Raw genomic sequence first — 13,757 nt, forward strand, 5'->3', positions numbered from 1 at the left:
CACGAGAACGCAGGGAGCATCCGATGATCGCAGACGACACCGCACGGCAGTTGCGGGCGGCCGGCCTCCGCTGGCGTCCCCAGGCGGGTGACACCTTCGCGATCGACAGGGAGGAGCTCACCGGCGACCGGTTCACGGTGAGCGACATGACCATCGAGCCGCACGAGTTCGACACGGGGACGATCCTCGGGTTCAACGGCACCACCAAGTGGGCGCTCGACTCGCTCGCGGTGGAGGACGCGCTCTGGATCCCGCGCGAGGACCAGCTGCGCGAGCTGCTCGGCGCGGCCTTCCTGCACCTGGCGCGCACGGCGGACGGCTACCGGGTCACGATCCAGCTCGGCGGGGACGAGCGGATGTTCGAGGCGGAGGAGCCCGCAACGGCGTATGCTCAGGCGCTGCTGTCGCTGATCGGCGCGTCGGTGTCCTAGCGGCAATGTCCTGAGGGGCGGTGTCCTGAGCGGCGGTGCTGCTCAGGCGAAGATCGAGGCGTCCAATTCCTCCACACTGCGTACGCCCGCCAGCCCCAGCGTGATGTCGAGCTCGGCGATCGTGTTCCGGAGTAGTTCGCGAACGCCGGCCTCACCGGCCAGGGCGAGCGCGTACACGTACGGCCGCCCGATGGCCACCGCCCTGGCGCCGAGCGCGAGCGCGACCACCGCGTCCGCCCCGCTGCGCACGCCGCTGTCGAACAGGACGGGGAGGCGTCCGGCCACCGCGGCGACGACGCGGGGGAGCGCCTCCAGTGCCGGCTGCTCGTTGTCGATCTGGCGTCCGCCGTGCGTCGACACCTGCACGGCGTCCATTCCCGCGTCGACGGCGCGGGAGGCGTCGTCCGGGTGCAGCACTCCCTTCAGGACGATCGGCAGCCTCGTGCGCTCGCGCAGGAACGCGAGGTCGGCCCAGGTGAGCGCCGGATTCGCGAACACGTCGAGGAACGTCTCGATGGCGGCCAGCGGCTCCGGCGAACGCAGGTTGTCGCGCACACGGCCGGGATGGTGGCGCAGGATGCTCGCGAACGACGCGATCGTGGCGGGCGTCACCCGGGTGCGTTCGCGGGGCCGACCCTCCGCGATCCGTTTGCGCACCAGGCGCAGGAACACCGGGTCGCTCGTGTACTGCGCGATGCCTCTTCCTCGGCTGAACGGCAGATAGCCGAGGTCGAGGTCGCGCGGCCGCCAGCCGAGCACGTGCGTGTCCAGGGTGACGACGATGGCCTCGCAGCCCGACCGCTCCGCCCGGGAGACCAGGCTCTCCACCAGCTCGTTCGACGAACTCCAGTAGAGCTGGAACCAGCGGCTCGCGCCAGGGGTCACCGCCTCCATCGCCGCAGCGACCGCCTCCATCGGCGTCGACGCCTGGTTGGAGAGCACCGCGGGGATGCCGAGGGCGGCGGCGGCTCTGGCGGCCCCGGCGTCGGCCGATGGATGCGCCAGGTCGAGTACCCCGATCGGCGCGAGCAGCAGCGGGGTCGCGCGGCGCTTCCCGAACAGCTCGATGCCGAGGTCGCGTGCCGACACGTCGCGGAGCACGCGCGGCACGATCCGGTGGCTGGCGAACGCGGCGGTGTCTGCGCGGTCCGTGCGCTCAAGCCCGGCGGAGCCGGCGACGTATGCGAACGCAGCGCGCGACATGCGGCGCTGCGCCGCCCGCTCGAGCCCGTCGAAGCCGACGGGGATGCGCGGGGTGCGCCCGGAGACCCCGGCCCGGTAGATCGCCGACTGTGCTTCCCGCCCGACGCTCTCTGTCATCCGCAGAAACCTGTCATCCCCACATTCTGCCCCGCCGCGCCCGTGTGTCAGCGGGGGCGGCGTCCGCCGCTGCGGCGCGGGGGTTTGCGCGGGCCGGAGGTGGGGCGCTTGCCCTGCTTGCCCTGTTTGTTCGCGGGGCCGTTCGGGCCTGTGGCGGCGCGCTGGGGCTTCTTGGCGTCTTGGGCGGCGTCGGCCTCGGCGGCGGCGACGTCCGGGTTGCGCGAGCTGTGGGCGGTGCGGCCCCGCACGATTCCGATGAACTCGTCGACCAGCTCGTGCTGCGCCTCCCTGGGCCAGGCGAGGCCGACCCTGCTCTGTTCCGCGTCTTCCAGTTTCAGCGCGACCACGTCTTTGCGGCGCAATGCCTTGGCGACGGACTGCGGCATCACAGCGATGCCGTCCCCGGCCGCGATGCTGCGGAACATCGCCTCGGACGGCACGCCCTCGACACGTGGCACGCCGTCGAGGTCGGCCAGGTGGAGCTTTTTCTCCAGCGTGAGCAGGTGCTCATGGTGCATCGCGACGACGATGTCCTCGGCATAAAGCGGGATCAGGTGCAGGCCGTCGGTGTCGACCGGTTCGCGCACGAACGCCATGTCCGCGCCGCCCGTTTCGACGGCTTCTCGCTGTTCAGCATCCGCCACGCGGGTCACGATGAGTTGCACCTCCGGGTGCCGCTGCTCGAAGACGCGGGTCCATTTGCCGACGGTCACGCCGAGGGGGAAGACGATCGTGAACGGTGACGGCATCCTCTGAGGGTATCGAACGGATACCCTTGAAACCATGAGCGCCCAGAAGAAGCCCCAGACGATGAAGGCGGCGACCGCCGCGAAGAAGCTGGGGATCTACCTCCCGGCAGCCCCAGCAGAGTTCCAGGACGGCGAGATCACCCGCACCGAGTTCGACGAGCTCGCCGCCAACCCGCCGGAGTGGCTGGTCTCGCTGCGCGCGAATGGACCGCATCCCAGGGATGTCGTCGCCCACAAGCTCGGGATCTCCAACTCCGGTCTCGCCCGCTCAGGGGTCGACGAGGCGTTCACCACCGCGCAGATCAAGTCGCTGCTCGAGGAGCCGCCGGCGTGGCTCGTCACCGAGCGCGCCACCCAGGCCGCCGTCCACGCCGAGAACGCCCGCGTCAAGGCCCGCAACGCCGAGCGCGCCGCCCGTACCGACTAGCCAACACGCGCCCGTACTTTCGCACGAAGAGCGCGACTAACCCTGGGCTCGCTTGTCGGGGGAGGTTGGCGACGCGGAGTGGCGCGTGGCGGCTCTGGCGATGAGTTCGGGGCCGGTGACGAGGGCGCGACGCCACGGGGCGACGCCGTCGATCTCGATCTGGAGCGAGAAGCTCAGGACCGTCCGGATGAGGACGATCAGCGCGAGCACGACGGCGTCGGTGAGCGACGGGGTCGACGTGACGGTGCGGACGAGGTCGGCGGCGACCAGCACCTCGAGGCCGAGCAGGATGACGCCGCCGAAGCTCTGGCGCAGGGTCGTGAACGCCGTCGCCCCGCTGCGCGTCCGCACCCAGGCGGCGATCGAGATGGCGACGGCGACAAGGAAGCCGATGGCCATGGCCGAGACGCCGACCACCTCGAACGAGATGGCGATCGTCTCGAAGAACGCGTGACCGAACATGCGCTCATGCTCCCACAGCGCGCCCACGGACGGTGGCGGCACGCGCAGCCGGATCCGTCGCCGCCGCAGCCGTACCCGTCACCGCCGGATCAGGAGACGTGCACCGCCGGCCGCCGCTTCACGTCGCGCTCGGCCTCGCGCAGCACCTCGCGGGTCACTGGGGCGACCTCGCCGACGCCGGTGATGAGGAAGCGGAACATGTTCGAGATCGGGTTGCCTTCCGTCCACTCGAAGTAGATGGTCGGCACGATGCCGGTGACGTCGCGGATCTCCAGCAGCACCGCGGCGATCGTGTTCGGCACGTTGCCTGCCTTCACCTGCAGCACCCGGTAGCCGTGCTTGACGACGCCCTGCACCACCAGGTCTTCTTCGAAGTCGGACGAGTCGGAGCGGTACACCTCGAGGAAGATGGTGCGCGACCGCTGCGGGATGTGGCTGTACTTGCGTTCGTCTTTGTTCTTCTGGTCGTACTCCGTGTTCGTGTCGACGTCCGGTTCGTGCGAGATGATGCGGATCTCGCCCTCCTCGGCGTCTTCGAGCACGAAGTCGAGCGCCGTCACATCGAGGGTGACGGAGGTGGCGCGCAGCTGGAACGAGCGGCCGATGCGGGACACGATTGAGATCACCAGGATGCCGATGATGAACAGGCTCGCGATGCGCAGGCCGTCCGGGCGTTCGAAGATGTTGACGACGGTCGTGTACACGAAGATCACCGTGATGATCCCGAACGCGATGGTGCGTTTCCGCTGCTTCTTCCTGCGCGCCGACAGGGCGACGGCGAGGGAGGCGGAGGTGATCAGCACCAGGACGCCGGTCGCGTACGCGCCGCCCTGCGCATCCACGTCGGCTTGGAAGACGATGGTGATGAGGAACGCGATCAGGATGAACACCAGCACCAGTGGGCGCACGGCGCGCGCCCACTGCGGCGCCATGCCGTAGCGCGGCAGATAGCGCGGCACGAGGTTGAGCAGCCCGGCCATCGCCGATGCCCCGGCGAACCACAGGATGAGGATGGTGCTGATGTCGTAGACCGTGCCGAACCCGCTGCCCAGGTATTCGTGGGCCAGGTAGGCGAGCGCACGGCCGTTCGCCTGCCCGCCGGACTGGAACTCCTTCTGCGGGATCAGCAGCGTGGTGGTGAAGCTCGATGTGATGAGGAAGCAGCTCATGATGATGGCCGCGGTGGTCAACAGACGGTGGGCGCCACGGATGCGGCCCTGCGGGTGCTCAGGGTCGTCTCCCGGCTTGCCCTTGATCTGCGGCATGACGGCGACGCCGGTCTCGAACCCGGACAGGCCGAGGGCGAGTTTCGGGAACACGAGCAGGGCGATTCCCACCACCATCAGCGGATTGCCGTGCTGGGTGTTGAGCGCCTGCCACCAGTCGTCGATGGCGGTGGCGTGCTGGAAGACCTCGACGATCGACGTGGCGACGACGACCACGTTCAGGGCCAGATAGACGGCGACCAGCACCACGGCGATCCCGATGGCCTCTTTGAACCCCTTGAGGAACACGGCGCCAAGCAGCGCGAGCAGGAAGAGCGTGATACCGACCTGGTTGCCGTGGAACCAGGCGGGCGTGTACGGGTTCTCGATCGCGTGGGCCGTGGCGTCGGCGGCGGACAGTGTGATCGTGATCATGAAGTCGGTCGCGGCGAAGCCGAGCAGCACGAGCACGAAGAGTTTGCCTGCCCACCACGGCAGCAGCCGTTCCAGCATGGCGATCGAGCCGGAGCCCTTGAAGCTCTCCCTCGCCACCCTGCGGTACACCGGGAGCGCGCCGAGCAGCGTCAGCGCGACGAGGACGAGGGTTGCGAACGGCGAGACGAGCCCGGCGGCGAGGGCGGCGATGGCCGGCTGGTAGCCGAGGGTGGAGAAGTAGTCGACACCGGTGAGGCACATGACCTGCCACCACGTGTGCTGGCGTTCCGGCTTGCGGCCGTGTGGTCCCTGGTGGGTGCCGCGCTCGTCGACCAGGCCGGAGAGCAGCCAGTGCCGGAACGCCCCACCGGATGCGCGGGACGCCGTTTCGTGCGCCTGCCCGGGAACGGGTGTCTGGCTTGCCGGAGTGCGACCGATCGGCGCCTGCTCCGCAGGAGTGCTGGACATCGGGTTCCTTCGTTCTCGCGCAGATCGTCGCGCATCATGAATTGTACGCATTGGGAGAGCGCGCAACGGCACGGGAATGACGCTGTTCTCGAAGAGTTATCCGGCCGCGCTACCAGGCCGAATTGCGGTAGTCCTTCAGGAAGACGCCGTACAGGTCTTCTCCCGCCTCGCCGCGCACGATCGGGTCGTACACCCGCGCTGCGCCGTCGACTAGGTCGAGCGGGGCGTGGAAGCCCTCTTCCGCCAGGCGCACCTTGGTGTAGTGCGGGCGCTCGTCGGTGATCCAGCCGGTGTCGACGGCGGTCATCAGGATGCCGTCCGTCTCGAACATCTCGCCGGCGCTGGTGCGGGTGAGCATGTTCAGCGCCGCCTTGGCCATGTTGGTGTGCGGGTGGCCCGGCCCCTTGTAGCGGCGGCCGAACACGCCCTCCATCGCCGAGACGTTGACGATGTACGCCCGCCCTGCCTCGGCCGCCGCCATGGAGGCGCGCAGCCGGCTGATCAGGAGGAACGGGGCTGTGGTGTTGCAGAGCTGCACCTCCAGCATTTCCAGCGGGTCCACATCCTGAACGGCCTGCGTCCAGCTGTTGACGGTGTGCACGTCCGGCACGAGGCCGCCAGCGTCGATGGCGGTGCCGTCCGCGTGCTTGGCGAGCGACGACGAGCCTGGGGCCATCGCGAGCGCGGCCAGCTCGTCAGCGGTCAGAGCCCCGGCGCCGGCGAGCTCGGCGACCGTACCGGACACGTTCGCCGCCGACAGCAGTGGATGCGCGGCCACGGACGCCTCCAGGGCGTGCGGGTGCGGGTCTGCCGTGTGCCCGAACGTCTCCATCTCGGGCAGCGGGCCGTCCGGCAGCGGCTGGGTCTCCGCCTCGGCGAGCAGCGAGTACGCGCCCGCGGAGCGGCGGACGGTCTGCGCCGCGTTGTTGATCAGGATGTCGAGCGGGCCGTGTGCGGCGACGGAGTCGGCGAGCGCGATCACCTGGGCGGGGTCGCGCAGGTCGATTCCGACGACGCGCAGGCGGTGCAGCCAGTCGGAGGAGTCCGGCAGCTGGGAGAAGCGGCGGACCGCATCCCTCGGGAACCGGGTGGTGATGGTGAGGTGCGCGCCATCGCGCAGCAGGCGGAGCGCGATGTGCATCCCGATCTTGGCGCGGCCGCCGGTGAGGAGGGCGCGCTTGCCTGTGAGGTCGGTGCGGGCGTTTCGCTTGGCGTGGCTGGTGGCGGCGCAGTCCGGGCAGAGCTGGTGGTAGAAGGCATCGACCAGCGTGTAGTGCTGCTTGCAGATGTAGCACGCCCGCGACTTGAGCAGCGTGCCGGCGCTGGCCCCCTCGGAGGCCGTGGTCAGGTCGAGTCCGCGGGTCTCGTCGTCGATGCGGTCCGGGGCGCCGGTCGCGGTCGCGGCGACGACGGCCTTGTCCGCCTCGGCGACGGCGCGCCGGATCTCTTTGCGCCTGGCCTGCTTGACCGCCTTGAACATGTGGGCCGTCGCACGGCGCACGGTGATGAAGTCGGGGTGCTCCTCGTCGAGCTCGTGCAGGTTCTCGAGCACGCGGAGGGCGGCGGCGAGGTCGGCGGGATCGACGCGGGGCGCGTCGGCGGAGGGCGGGTCGGTCTGAGGGTCGGGGGAGTCGGGGAGCACCGGAGAATTCTACGCGGTGGCGGCTGGGCGCACTTCCAGCCAGCGGAGTCCGCGCAGGTCGACGCACACCCGTTCGCGTTCCTCGACGGCGACCAGGAGCACGTCGCCGCAGACCGAGCAGCGGATCACGAGTCCGTGGTCGTTCGGGTAGACCCTGGCGACGGCGACGACGGCCTCGTCGCCGCAGCTCGCGCACCGGCCGACCGCGCTGGTGATGTCGCCAGCGAACACTTCGGAGAGGAGTCCGGCCGCGGCGTTCCCGTCGAGGTAGTTCAGCTCGGTCCGATCTGACCCGTCCGTCATGATGCTCCTCCGATCCCGCCGTAGCGTTCCGTCCTGATCCGCGCAGGGTCGTGACCGGCGTCGACCAGCCAGCCGGAGACCGTCTCGACGAACGCGGTCGCCCCACAGAGGTAGAAGGTGGGGGAGGCGTCCACCGCCGGCGCAGCCATCGCCAGCGCCTCGGCCGTCAGACGCCCGGCGGGCACCGGCCAGCCCGGCGGGGTGCTGCGCGTGTACACGTAGTCGACGCTCAGCGGGGCCGCAGCATCCTGCGCGAGTGTCGCGAGCTCGTCGCGGTAGTACACGGCCTCGGGGGAGCGAACGGAGTAGAGCAGCCGGAACGGCGCCGCGCTCGCCGCAGCGGCGTGCGCCCGCGCCATCGCCATCAGCGGCACCACCCCGGAGCCGCCCGCGATCAGCTGGATGGGCGTCAGCTCGCCCGGCCGCCAGACGAACCAGCCGCCGACCGGGCCGCGCACCTCCACCTGGTCGCCGATCATCACGCCGCGCACCAGGTACGGCGAGACCTCGCCGTCTGCGAGCTCCTCGACGGTCAGTTCCAGTTCGTCGTCCGGCAGCGCCGACGCGATCGAATACGAGCGCACCGCCTGGTAGCCGTCCGGCGCGGTGAGCCGGACGTCGACGTGCTGGCCGGCCAGGTGGCCGTGCAGCCCCGGGATGCGCAGCCGCAGCGTGCGCGCGGTCGGCGTCTCGAAGCGGGCGGCGACCACGTCCGCGACGCGCCAGGCCGTGCTCACCAGTAGCGCTCTTCCTTCCAGGGGTCCCCGTACATGTTGTAGCCGTTGCTCTCCCAGAAGCCCGGCTGGTCTTGCGGGAGCATCTGCAGGCCGTTCACCCACTTGGCGCTCTTCCAGAAGTACAGGTGCGGCACCAGCAGCCGCGCAGGGCCGCCGTGCTCCGGCGCCAGGTCGGCGCCGTCGAACGAGTGCGCGATCCACGCTTTGCCGTCGAGCAGGTCGGCGAGCGGGACGTTGGTGGTGTAGCCGCCGTAGGAGTGCGCCATCGTGTACTCGAACTCGGTGTCGATTCCGTCGAACAGGGTGTCGAGGGCGACGCCTCTCCACGACGTGCCGAGCTTCGACCAGCTGGTGACGCAGTGGATGTCGGTGCTCACGTCCTCCTGCGGCAGGGCGAGGAACTCGTCCCAGCTCCAGCGGTGCACGTCCCCCTTCTCCGTGGTGATGGTGAACGCCCACTCGTCGTGGCCGATGCGCGGCGTCGGCCCGGCGGAGAGCACGGGGAAGCCGTCGGTCAGGTATTGGCCTGGTGGAAGCCGGGTGTCCTCGGTGCGGCGCTTGCCGAGGAATCCGGAGGAGATGATTCCCATGCGCGCAGCCTATTCCTCGCCATGCTTCGCGGTCTATGGTGTCCGCTCCCGGTCTATGGTGTTGGAATGACCGTCGTGAATCTCGGCACACCTCGGAGCGCAGCTCTGCACGCGGAGCCGAGTCTCGCCGGGCGCCCGGACGTCGCGGGGCTCGTCGACCGCTTCGGCAGGGTCGCCCGCGACCTGCGGGTCTCGGTGACCGAGAAGTGCTCGCTGCGCTGCACGTACTGCATGCCGGAGGACGGCCTGCCGAGCATCCCGCGCGACGACCTGCTGACCGCGCCGGAGATCGCGCGGCTCGTGCACATCGGGGTGCGCGACCTCGGCATCACCGAGGTGCGCTTCACCGGTGGGGAGCCGCTGATGCGCGCCGACCTCGCCGAGATCATCGGACTGTCCGCGCAGGCCGCGCCGGGAGTCGACCTTTCGATCACGACCAACGGGATCGGGCTGGACCACCGCATCCGGAGCCTGGTGGATGCGGGACTCACCAGGGTGAACGTGTCGCTCGACACGGTGGACAGGGAGCATTTCGCCCGGCTGACCAGGCGCGACAGGCTTCCCGCCGTGCTCGCCGGCATCCACGCTGCCCACGCCGCAGGGCTCACCCCGCTGAAACTCAACGCCGTGCTGATGCGCGACACGCTCGACGGCGCTGCCGACCTGCTGGCCTGGGCGATCGACAACGACTGCCGGCTGCGCTTCATCGAGCAGATGCCGCTCGACGCCGACCACACCTGGATGCGCGACAACATGGTGCAGGCCGCCGACCTCCTCGACGTGCTCGGCGCCCGCTTCACGCTCACCGAGGCCGGACGAACCGACCCGTCCTCCCCGGCCGAGGAGTGGCTGGTGGACAGGGGGCCGGCGACGGTCGGCATCATCGCGTCGGTGACGCGCACGTTCTGCGCCGCCTGCGACCGCACCAGGATCACGGCGGAGGGCACGGTGCGCTCCTGTCTGTTCGGCGACGACGAGACCGACCTGCGCGCGCTGCTCCGCGGAGGGGCGGACGACGCCGAGATCGCCCGCTGGTGGCGCGGCGCGATGTGGGGCAAGCAGGCCGGGCACGGGATCAATGCGGCGGGGTTCGTGCCGCCCGTGCGGAGCATGGGGGCGATCGGTGGCTGAGCTGGCCGAGCGGGCTGAGCTGGCAAAGCAAACGGACCCGGCTGACGGCGCCACGGTGCTCGTGCGGTACTTCGCCGCGGCCGAGGAGGCGGCGGGGCGGCGCGAGGAGCGCATCCACCTGCCGGAGCCGACGCTCGGGGCGTTGCGGGCCGACCTGCTCGACCGGTACGGGGAGCCGATGGAGAAGGTGCTGCGGTCGGGGTCGTTCCTGGTGGACGCGGTCGTTTCCAGAGACCCGGCGCGCGCCATCGCCGGGACGGTGGATGTCCTCCCGCCGTTCGCGGGCGGCTGAGGCATCCCATCCACTAGGTTGGTGGGACAGGTGGGGCTGAGAACGAGGGGGTGTCCATCATGAGTGATCTGATGAACGAGTTCGCGATCGAGCAGAGGCGGCGCACGAGGTTCGCGCTGCTCGTGGTCGGCGTGTGCGTCGCCGGGGTCGGGACGTGGCTGCTCGGCCCGCTCGGCGTGGTGATGATCGGGATGGGCAACGCTGCGGGCTGGGCGGTCGTCGTTGCCGCCGCCGTGCTGCTCGCCGCGATGATCGTCGCGATCGTGTTCGCTGTGCGCATCCGGGTGGTCAGGACGAGTCAGCCCGGCAAGGCGAACCCGCGGTTCGACGAGCCTGAGCCGTCGCGCAACCCGAACGGCGGCAACGCCATGATCGGTTCGGGAATCGGCGGGCACTGAGTCCGCGCGTTCTCGTCAGGCCGGATAGACGCTCACGTCGTCCGGCGCGACCATCAGCGTGACTGGAGTGCCCGGCGCGAGCCGGAGGTCCGCGACCTGCGACGCGGGGACGAGCGCAGGGAACCGGTCCGTGCGCACGAGGACGAGACCGCCGCGCGGTTCGAGGTCGGCGACAACGGCGGGAAGGGTGTTCGCGGAAGTCACCGCTTGCTCCGACGCGAGCACGCGCACGGTGGAGGGGCGGATGGCCGCGGCCACGCGGTCGCCGTCGGCCGGATGCCCGGTGGCCGTCCCGTCGAGCGCGAGCCCGTCGTCGGTGACGATCCCGAAGGCGGTGCGCCGCCCGCTCAGCAGCGTCACCCCGGTCAGTTCGGCGGTGAACGCCCGCCGCGGCCGGTCGAGCACGTCACGCGCAGGACCGTCGTCGACGATCCGGCCGTCATGCAGCACGATCACGCGGTCGGCGAGCAGGTACGCGTCGAGCGCGTCGTGGCTGACGATCACCGCGGTGCGCCCGGCCAGTGCCCTGGCGAGCGTCTGCCGCACCTCGCCGGTGACGGAGACATCCAGCGCGGAGAGCGGCTCGTCGAGCAGCAGCAGCCGGGGCTCGGCCGCGAGCGCGCGGGCGACGGCGACGCGCTGCGCCTGCCCGCCGGAGAGTTCGTCCGGACGGCGGTCTGCGAAATCCTCCACGCCGACCGTCCTCAGCCAGCCGTCCGCGGCCGTGCGCGCAGCAGTCCGGGATGCGCGACCCGCGCGGGGACCGAACTCCACGTTCTGCCGCACGGTCAGGTGCGGGAAGAGCAGCGCTTCCTGCGCGAGCAGGGCGACCCCGCGCCGATGCGGCGGGGTCCAGGCGCCTGGCAGATCGAACAGCACGTCGTCGCCGAGCGTCGCCCGGCCGGAGTCGGGGCGGACGAGGCCCGCGAGCATCCCGAGCAGGGTGGACTTGCCGGCGCCGTTCGGCCCGAGGACGGCGACGGTCTCGCCATCGGCGATGGTCACGTCGAGGTCGACGCCGCGCTCGGCGAGCGTCGCGCGCATCCGGAGGGCGCCGTCGCTCACGATGCCGCCCTCCTGCGCCGCTGGGCAGGCTCGCCGGCGCCGTGCGCGACGGCGACCACCAGCACGGCCACCACGATGAGCACGAGCGAGAGGGCGACGGCCGCATCCGGATCGGTCTCGCGTTGCAGATAGATCTCCAGCGGCAGGGTGCGCGTGACGCCCTGCAGACTGCCCGCGAAGGTCAGCGTCGCACCGAACTCGCCGAGGGCGCGGGCGAACGACAGGATCGCGCCGGACACCAGGGCGGGCAGCACGAGCGGGAGCGTCACCCGGAACAGCACGGTCGCAGGCCGCGCGCCGAGGGTCGCTGCGACCGCCTCGTAGCGTGTTCCGGCCGTGCGCAGCGCTCCCTCCAGGCTCAGCACCAGGAACGGCAGCGCGACGAACGTCTGCGCGAGCACGACGGCAGTCGTCGAGAACGCGACGTCGAGCACCCCGCCGAGCAGGCCGCGGCGACCGAACAGGTAGAGCAGGGCGAGACCGCCGACCACGGGAGGCAGCACGAGGGGGAGCAGCACGACGGCGCGCACCACCCGCTGCCCGGGGAACGGGACGCGGGCCAGCACGGTCGCCATCGGCACGCCGAGCACCACGCAGAGGGCGGTGGCCGCGACGGAGGTGCGGAGGCTCAGCCAGAGCGCATCCTGTGACGATTGCGAGGTGATCAGCGGGATGAACTGCCCCCAGTCGACCCTGACCAGCATCGCCACGAGCGGCAGCAGCACGAACAGGACGCCGATGACGGCCACCGCGACGATCCAGGCGGGAACGTCGAGGCGGCGTGGCGGTGCCGCCGATGCCGCCGATGCCCGCGGCGCACCCGGTGCAGCCGAAGCTGCCACGCCTACGGCGCCCCGAAACCGGCGGCGGCGAGAACGGCGCGGCCCTTCGTGCCGGTGACGAAGTCGACGAACGCCGTCGCGCCCACGGGGTTCGCGGCCGCGGTGAGCGCGACGATCGGGTAGGTGTTGACCGTCTTCGCGGCCTCGGGGAACGGGACGGAGTCGACCTTGCTGCCCGCGCCCTTCACATCGGTGACGTAGACGATGCCGGCGTCGGCCTCGCCGGACTCGACCTTGCCGAGCACATCGGTGACCGACGACTCCTGGCTGACCGGGGTGAGCGTCACCCCGCTGGACGCCTCCACCTTGGCCGTCGCCGTCCCGCACGGCACCTGCGGAGCGCAGACGACGGTCTTGACGCCCGGCTTCGCCAGGTCGGCGAACGCGGTGATCTTCGCCGGGTTGCCCGGCGGCACGGCGATGGCGAGCACGTTGGTGGCGAAGTCGATCGGCTGGCCGTTCGCCAGCTTCGCGGTGGTGACCTTCGCCATGTTGGCCTCGTCGGCGGAGGCGAAGACGTCGGCGGGCGCCCCCTCGGTGATCTGCGACACCAGGTCGGACGACCCGGCGAAGCTGAAGGTGACCTTCGCGCCCGGGTGCTCGGCCTCGAACGCCTGCCCGAGCTTCGTGAAGGTCGCGGTGAGCGACGCGGCGGCGAACACGGTGACCGTGCCGGTGACGGGGTCAGCCGTCGGTGAGCCGGTGGAGGCGGTGGGTTGCGACCCGGAGGACGAGCATCCGGTCAGGGCGATGGCTGCTGCGACGACGACGGCTGCTGCCGCGGTGAACCGGAGGCGCACGGGGTCAGTCCTTTCCGAGAGGGGTCTCGACGATCACGGTGGTGGCTTTCACGACGGCGACGGCCACGGAGCCGAGCTCCAGGCCGAGTTCACGCACGGCCTCGCTGCTCATCAGCGAGACGACGCGGTGCGGGCCGCACTGCAACTCCACCTGCGCCATCACGGTATCCACGACGATGTCGGTCACGATGCCGACGAAGCGGTTGCGGGCGGAGCGGGCGACCCCGGACGGGTCGGTGGGTAGCACCGCGTTCTGCTTGGCGAGCTGCGCCAGCTCGAAGCCGTCGACCACCGCCCGACCCGCGTCGTCCTTCGCGCTGCTGAGCACCCCGGCGTCGATCCACCGGCGCACAGTGTCGTCGCTCACGCCCAGATAGAGCGATGCGTCCTTAACCCGAATCTGCGGCACATTCCACACCCTATCCCCGCACCTGCGGCTCCCGCAGCCATCGAGCCGGGA

General features: G+C 70.7%; 17 protein-coding genes. 5 read left to right on the forward strand and 12 right to left on the reverse strand.

Annotated elements, in window-relative coordinates; translation table 11 throughout:
• Window positions 1–23: 23 nt before the first annotated feature.
• Complete coding sequence (locus AC37TH_RS17970; protein WP_490765709.1) at window positions 24–431, forward strand: cupin domain-containing protein; 408 nt, start codon at window positions 24–26, stop codon at window positions 429–431.
• 42 nt (window positions 432–473) lie between these two features.
• Here AC37TH_RS17970 and AC37TH_RS17975 read toward each other — a convergent pair whose 3' ends face one another.
• Together AC37TH_RS17975 and AC37TH_RS17980 are read right to left on the reverse strand one after the other, a co-directional pair.
• Window positions 474–1,751, reverse strand: a complete 1,278-nt coding sequence (locus AC37TH_RS17975) for an alpha-hydroxy-acid oxidizing protein (RefSeq protein ID WP_490765710.1) — start codon at window positions 1,749–1,751, stop codon at window positions 474–476.
• A 47-nt stretch (window positions 1,752–1,798) separates the two neighbouring features.
• Complete coding sequence (locus AC37TH_RS17980) at window positions 1,799–2,500, reverse strand: LysR family transcriptional regulator substrate-binding protein (protein ID WP_490765711.1); 702 nt, start codon at window positions 2,498–2,500, stop codon at window positions 1,799–1,801.
• Window positions 2,501–2,534: 34 nt separating this feature from the next.
• On the opposite strand from AC37TH_RS17980, the gene AC37TH_RS17985 reads away from it, so the two are divergent.
• Entirely contained in the window at window positions 2,535–2,927 is a 393-nt protein-coding gene (locus AC37TH_RS17985) for a DUF5997 family protein (RefSeq protein ID WP_490765712.1), read from the forward strand.
• A gap of 36 nt (window positions 2,928–2,963) precedes the next feature.
• Here AC37TH_RS17985 and AC37TH_RS17990 read toward each other — a convergent pair whose 3' ends face one another.
• The 6 genes from AC37TH_RS17990 to AC37TH_RS18015 form a co-directional block, all read right to left on the reverse strand.
• Window positions 2,964–3,431 (reverse strand): DUF1622 domain-containing protein, encoded by a 468-nt coding sequence (locus AC37TH_RS17990; RefSeq protein WP_490765713.1) that lies wholly within the window; start codon window positions 3,429–3,431, stop codon window positions 2,964–2,966.
• 47 nt (window positions 3,432–3,478) lie between these two features.
• Complete coding sequence (locus tag AC37TH_RS17995; protein WP_490765714.1) at window positions 3,479–5,497, reverse strand: APC family permease; 2,019 nt, start codon at window positions 5,495–5,497, stop codon at window positions 3,479–3,481.
• Between the two features lie 109 nt (window positions 5,498–5,606).
• Window positions 5,607–7,139, reverse strand: coding sequence for an SDR family NAD(P)-dependent oxidoreductase (locus AC37TH_RS18000; protein ID WP_490765715.1), 1,533 nt, complete (start codon window positions 7,137–7,139; stop codon window positions 5,607–5,609).
• A gap of 9 nt (window positions 7,140–7,148) precedes the next feature.
• Window positions 7,149–7,442, reverse strand: a complete 294-nt coding sequence (locus AC37TH_RS18005; RefSeq protein WP_490765716.1) for a DUF6510 family protein — start codon at window positions 7,440–7,442, stop codon at window positions 7,149–7,151.
• Complete coding sequence (locus tag AC37TH_RS18010) at window positions 7,439–8,179, reverse strand: ferredoxin reductase (RefSeq protein WP_490765717.1); 741 nt, start codon at window positions 8,177–8,179, stop codon at window positions 7,439–7,441. Before AC37TH_RS18010 ends, AC37TH_RS18005 begins: the two co-directional genes overlap by 4 nt.
• On the reverse strand, window positions 8,176–8,769 hold the full coding sequence (locus tag AC37TH_RS18015) for a sulfite oxidase-like oxidoreductase (RefSeq protein ID WP_490765718.1): 594 nt from the start codon (window positions 8,767–8,769) through the stop codon (window positions 8,176–8,178). The genes AC37TH_RS18010 and AC37TH_RS18015 overlap by 4 nt, the downstream gene beginning before the upstream one ends.
• Window positions 8,770–8,835: 66 nt before the next feature.
• Here AC37TH_RS18015 and moaA point away from each other — a divergent pair, with 66 nt between their 5' ends.
• From moaA to AC37TH_RS18030, 3 genes are read left to right on the forward strand one after another with little or no spacing between them, the layout of a single operon-like run.
• On the forward strand, window positions 8,836–9,900 hold the full coding sequence (moaA, locus tag AC37TH_RS18020) for a GTP 3',8-cyclase MoaA (RefSeq protein WP_490765719.1): 1,065 nt from the start codon (window positions 8,836–8,838) through the stop codon (window positions 9,898–9,900).
• 1 nt (window position 9,901) lies between these two features.
• Window positions 9,902–10,192, forward strand: coding sequence for a MoaD/ThiS family protein (locus tag AC37TH_RS18025; RefSeq protein ID WP_490766088.1), 291 nt, complete (start codon window positions 9,902–9,904; stop codon window positions 10,190–10,192).
• 59 nt (window positions 10,193–10,251) lie between these two features.
• Window positions 10,252–10,590 carry a hypothetical protein gene (locus tag AC37TH_RS18030; protein ID WP_490765720.1) on the forward strand — a complete coding sequence of 113 codons (339 nt, stop codon included), beginning with the start codon at window positions 10,252–10,254 and terminating at the stop codon, window positions 10,588–10,590.
• Window positions 10,591–10,605: 15 nt separating this feature from the next.
• On the opposite strand, the gene AC37TH_RS18035 is transcribed toward AC37TH_RS18030, so the two are convergent.
• From AC37TH_RS18035 to AC37TH_RS18050, 4 genes are all read right to left on the reverse strand, one after another.
• On the reverse strand, window positions 10,606–11,655 hold the full coding sequence (locus tag AC37TH_RS18035) for a sulfate/molybdate ABC transporter ATP-binding protein (RefSeq protein WP_490765721.1): 1,050 nt from the start codon (window positions 11,653–11,655) through the stop codon (window positions 10,606–10,608).
• Window positions 11,652–12,413 carry an ABC transporter permease gene (locus AC37TH_RS18040; RefSeq protein WP_490766089.1) on the reverse strand — a complete coding sequence of 254 codons (762 nt, stop codon included), beginning with the start codon at window positions 12,411–12,413 and terminating at the stop codon, window positions 11,652–11,654. The genes AC37TH_RS18035 and AC37TH_RS18040 overlap by 4 nt, the downstream gene beginning before the upstream one ends.
• 86 nt (window positions 12,414–12,499) lie before the next feature.
• On the reverse strand, window positions 12,500–13,297 hold the full coding sequence (gene modA / locus AC37TH_RS18045) for a molybdate ABC transporter substrate-binding protein (protein WP_490765722.1): 798 nt from the start codon (window positions 13,295–13,297) through the stop codon (window positions 12,500–12,502).
• A gap of 4 nt (window positions 13,298–13,301) precedes the next feature.
• Entirely contained in the window at window positions 13,302–13,706 is a 405-nt protein-coding gene (locus tag AC37TH_RS18050) for a TOBE domain-containing protein (RefSeq protein ID WP_490765723.1), read from the reverse strand.
• Between the last annotated feature and the right edge of the window lie 51 nt (window positions 13,707–13,757).

Source organism: Leifsonia sp. McL0627, assembly GCF_058244615.1.

Coding starts and splice junctions, on each gene's coding strand:
- moaA (WP_490765719.1), top strand. CDS start 8,836: ATGACCGTCGTGAATCTCGGCACACCTCGGAGCGCAGCTCTGCACGCG.
- AC37TH_RS17985 (WP_490765712.1), top strand. CDS start 2,535: ATGAGCGCCCAGAAGAAGCCCCAGACGATGAAGGCGGCGACCGCCGCG.
- AC37TH_RS17980 (WP_490765711.1), bottom strand. CDS start 2,500: ATGCCGTCACCGTTCACGATCGTCTTCCCCCTCGGCGTGACCGTCGGC.
- AC37TH_RS17970 (WP_490765709.1), top strand. CDS start 24: ATGATCGCAGACGACACCGCACGGCAGTTGCGGGCGGCCGGCCTCCGC.
- AC37TH_RS18005 (WP_490765716.1), bottom strand. CDS start 7,442: ATGACGGACGGGTCAGATCGGACCGAGCTGAACTACCTCGACGGGAAC.
- AC37TH_RS17995 (WP_490765714.1), bottom strand. CDS start 5,497: ATGTCCAGCACTCCTGCGGAGCAGGCGCCGATCGGTCGCACTCCGGCA.
- AC37TH_RS18030 (WP_490765720.1), top strand. CDS start 10,252: ATGAGTGATCTGATGAACGAGTTCGCGATCGAGCAGAGGCGGCGCACG.
- AC37TH_RS18015 (WP_490765718.1), bottom strand. CDS start 8,769: ATGGGAATCATCTCCTCCGGATTCCTCGGCAAGCGCCGCACCGAGGAC.
- AC37TH_RS17975 (WP_490765710.1), bottom strand. CDS start 1,751: ATGACAGAGAGCGTCGGGCGGGAAGCACAGTCGGCGATCTACCGGGCC.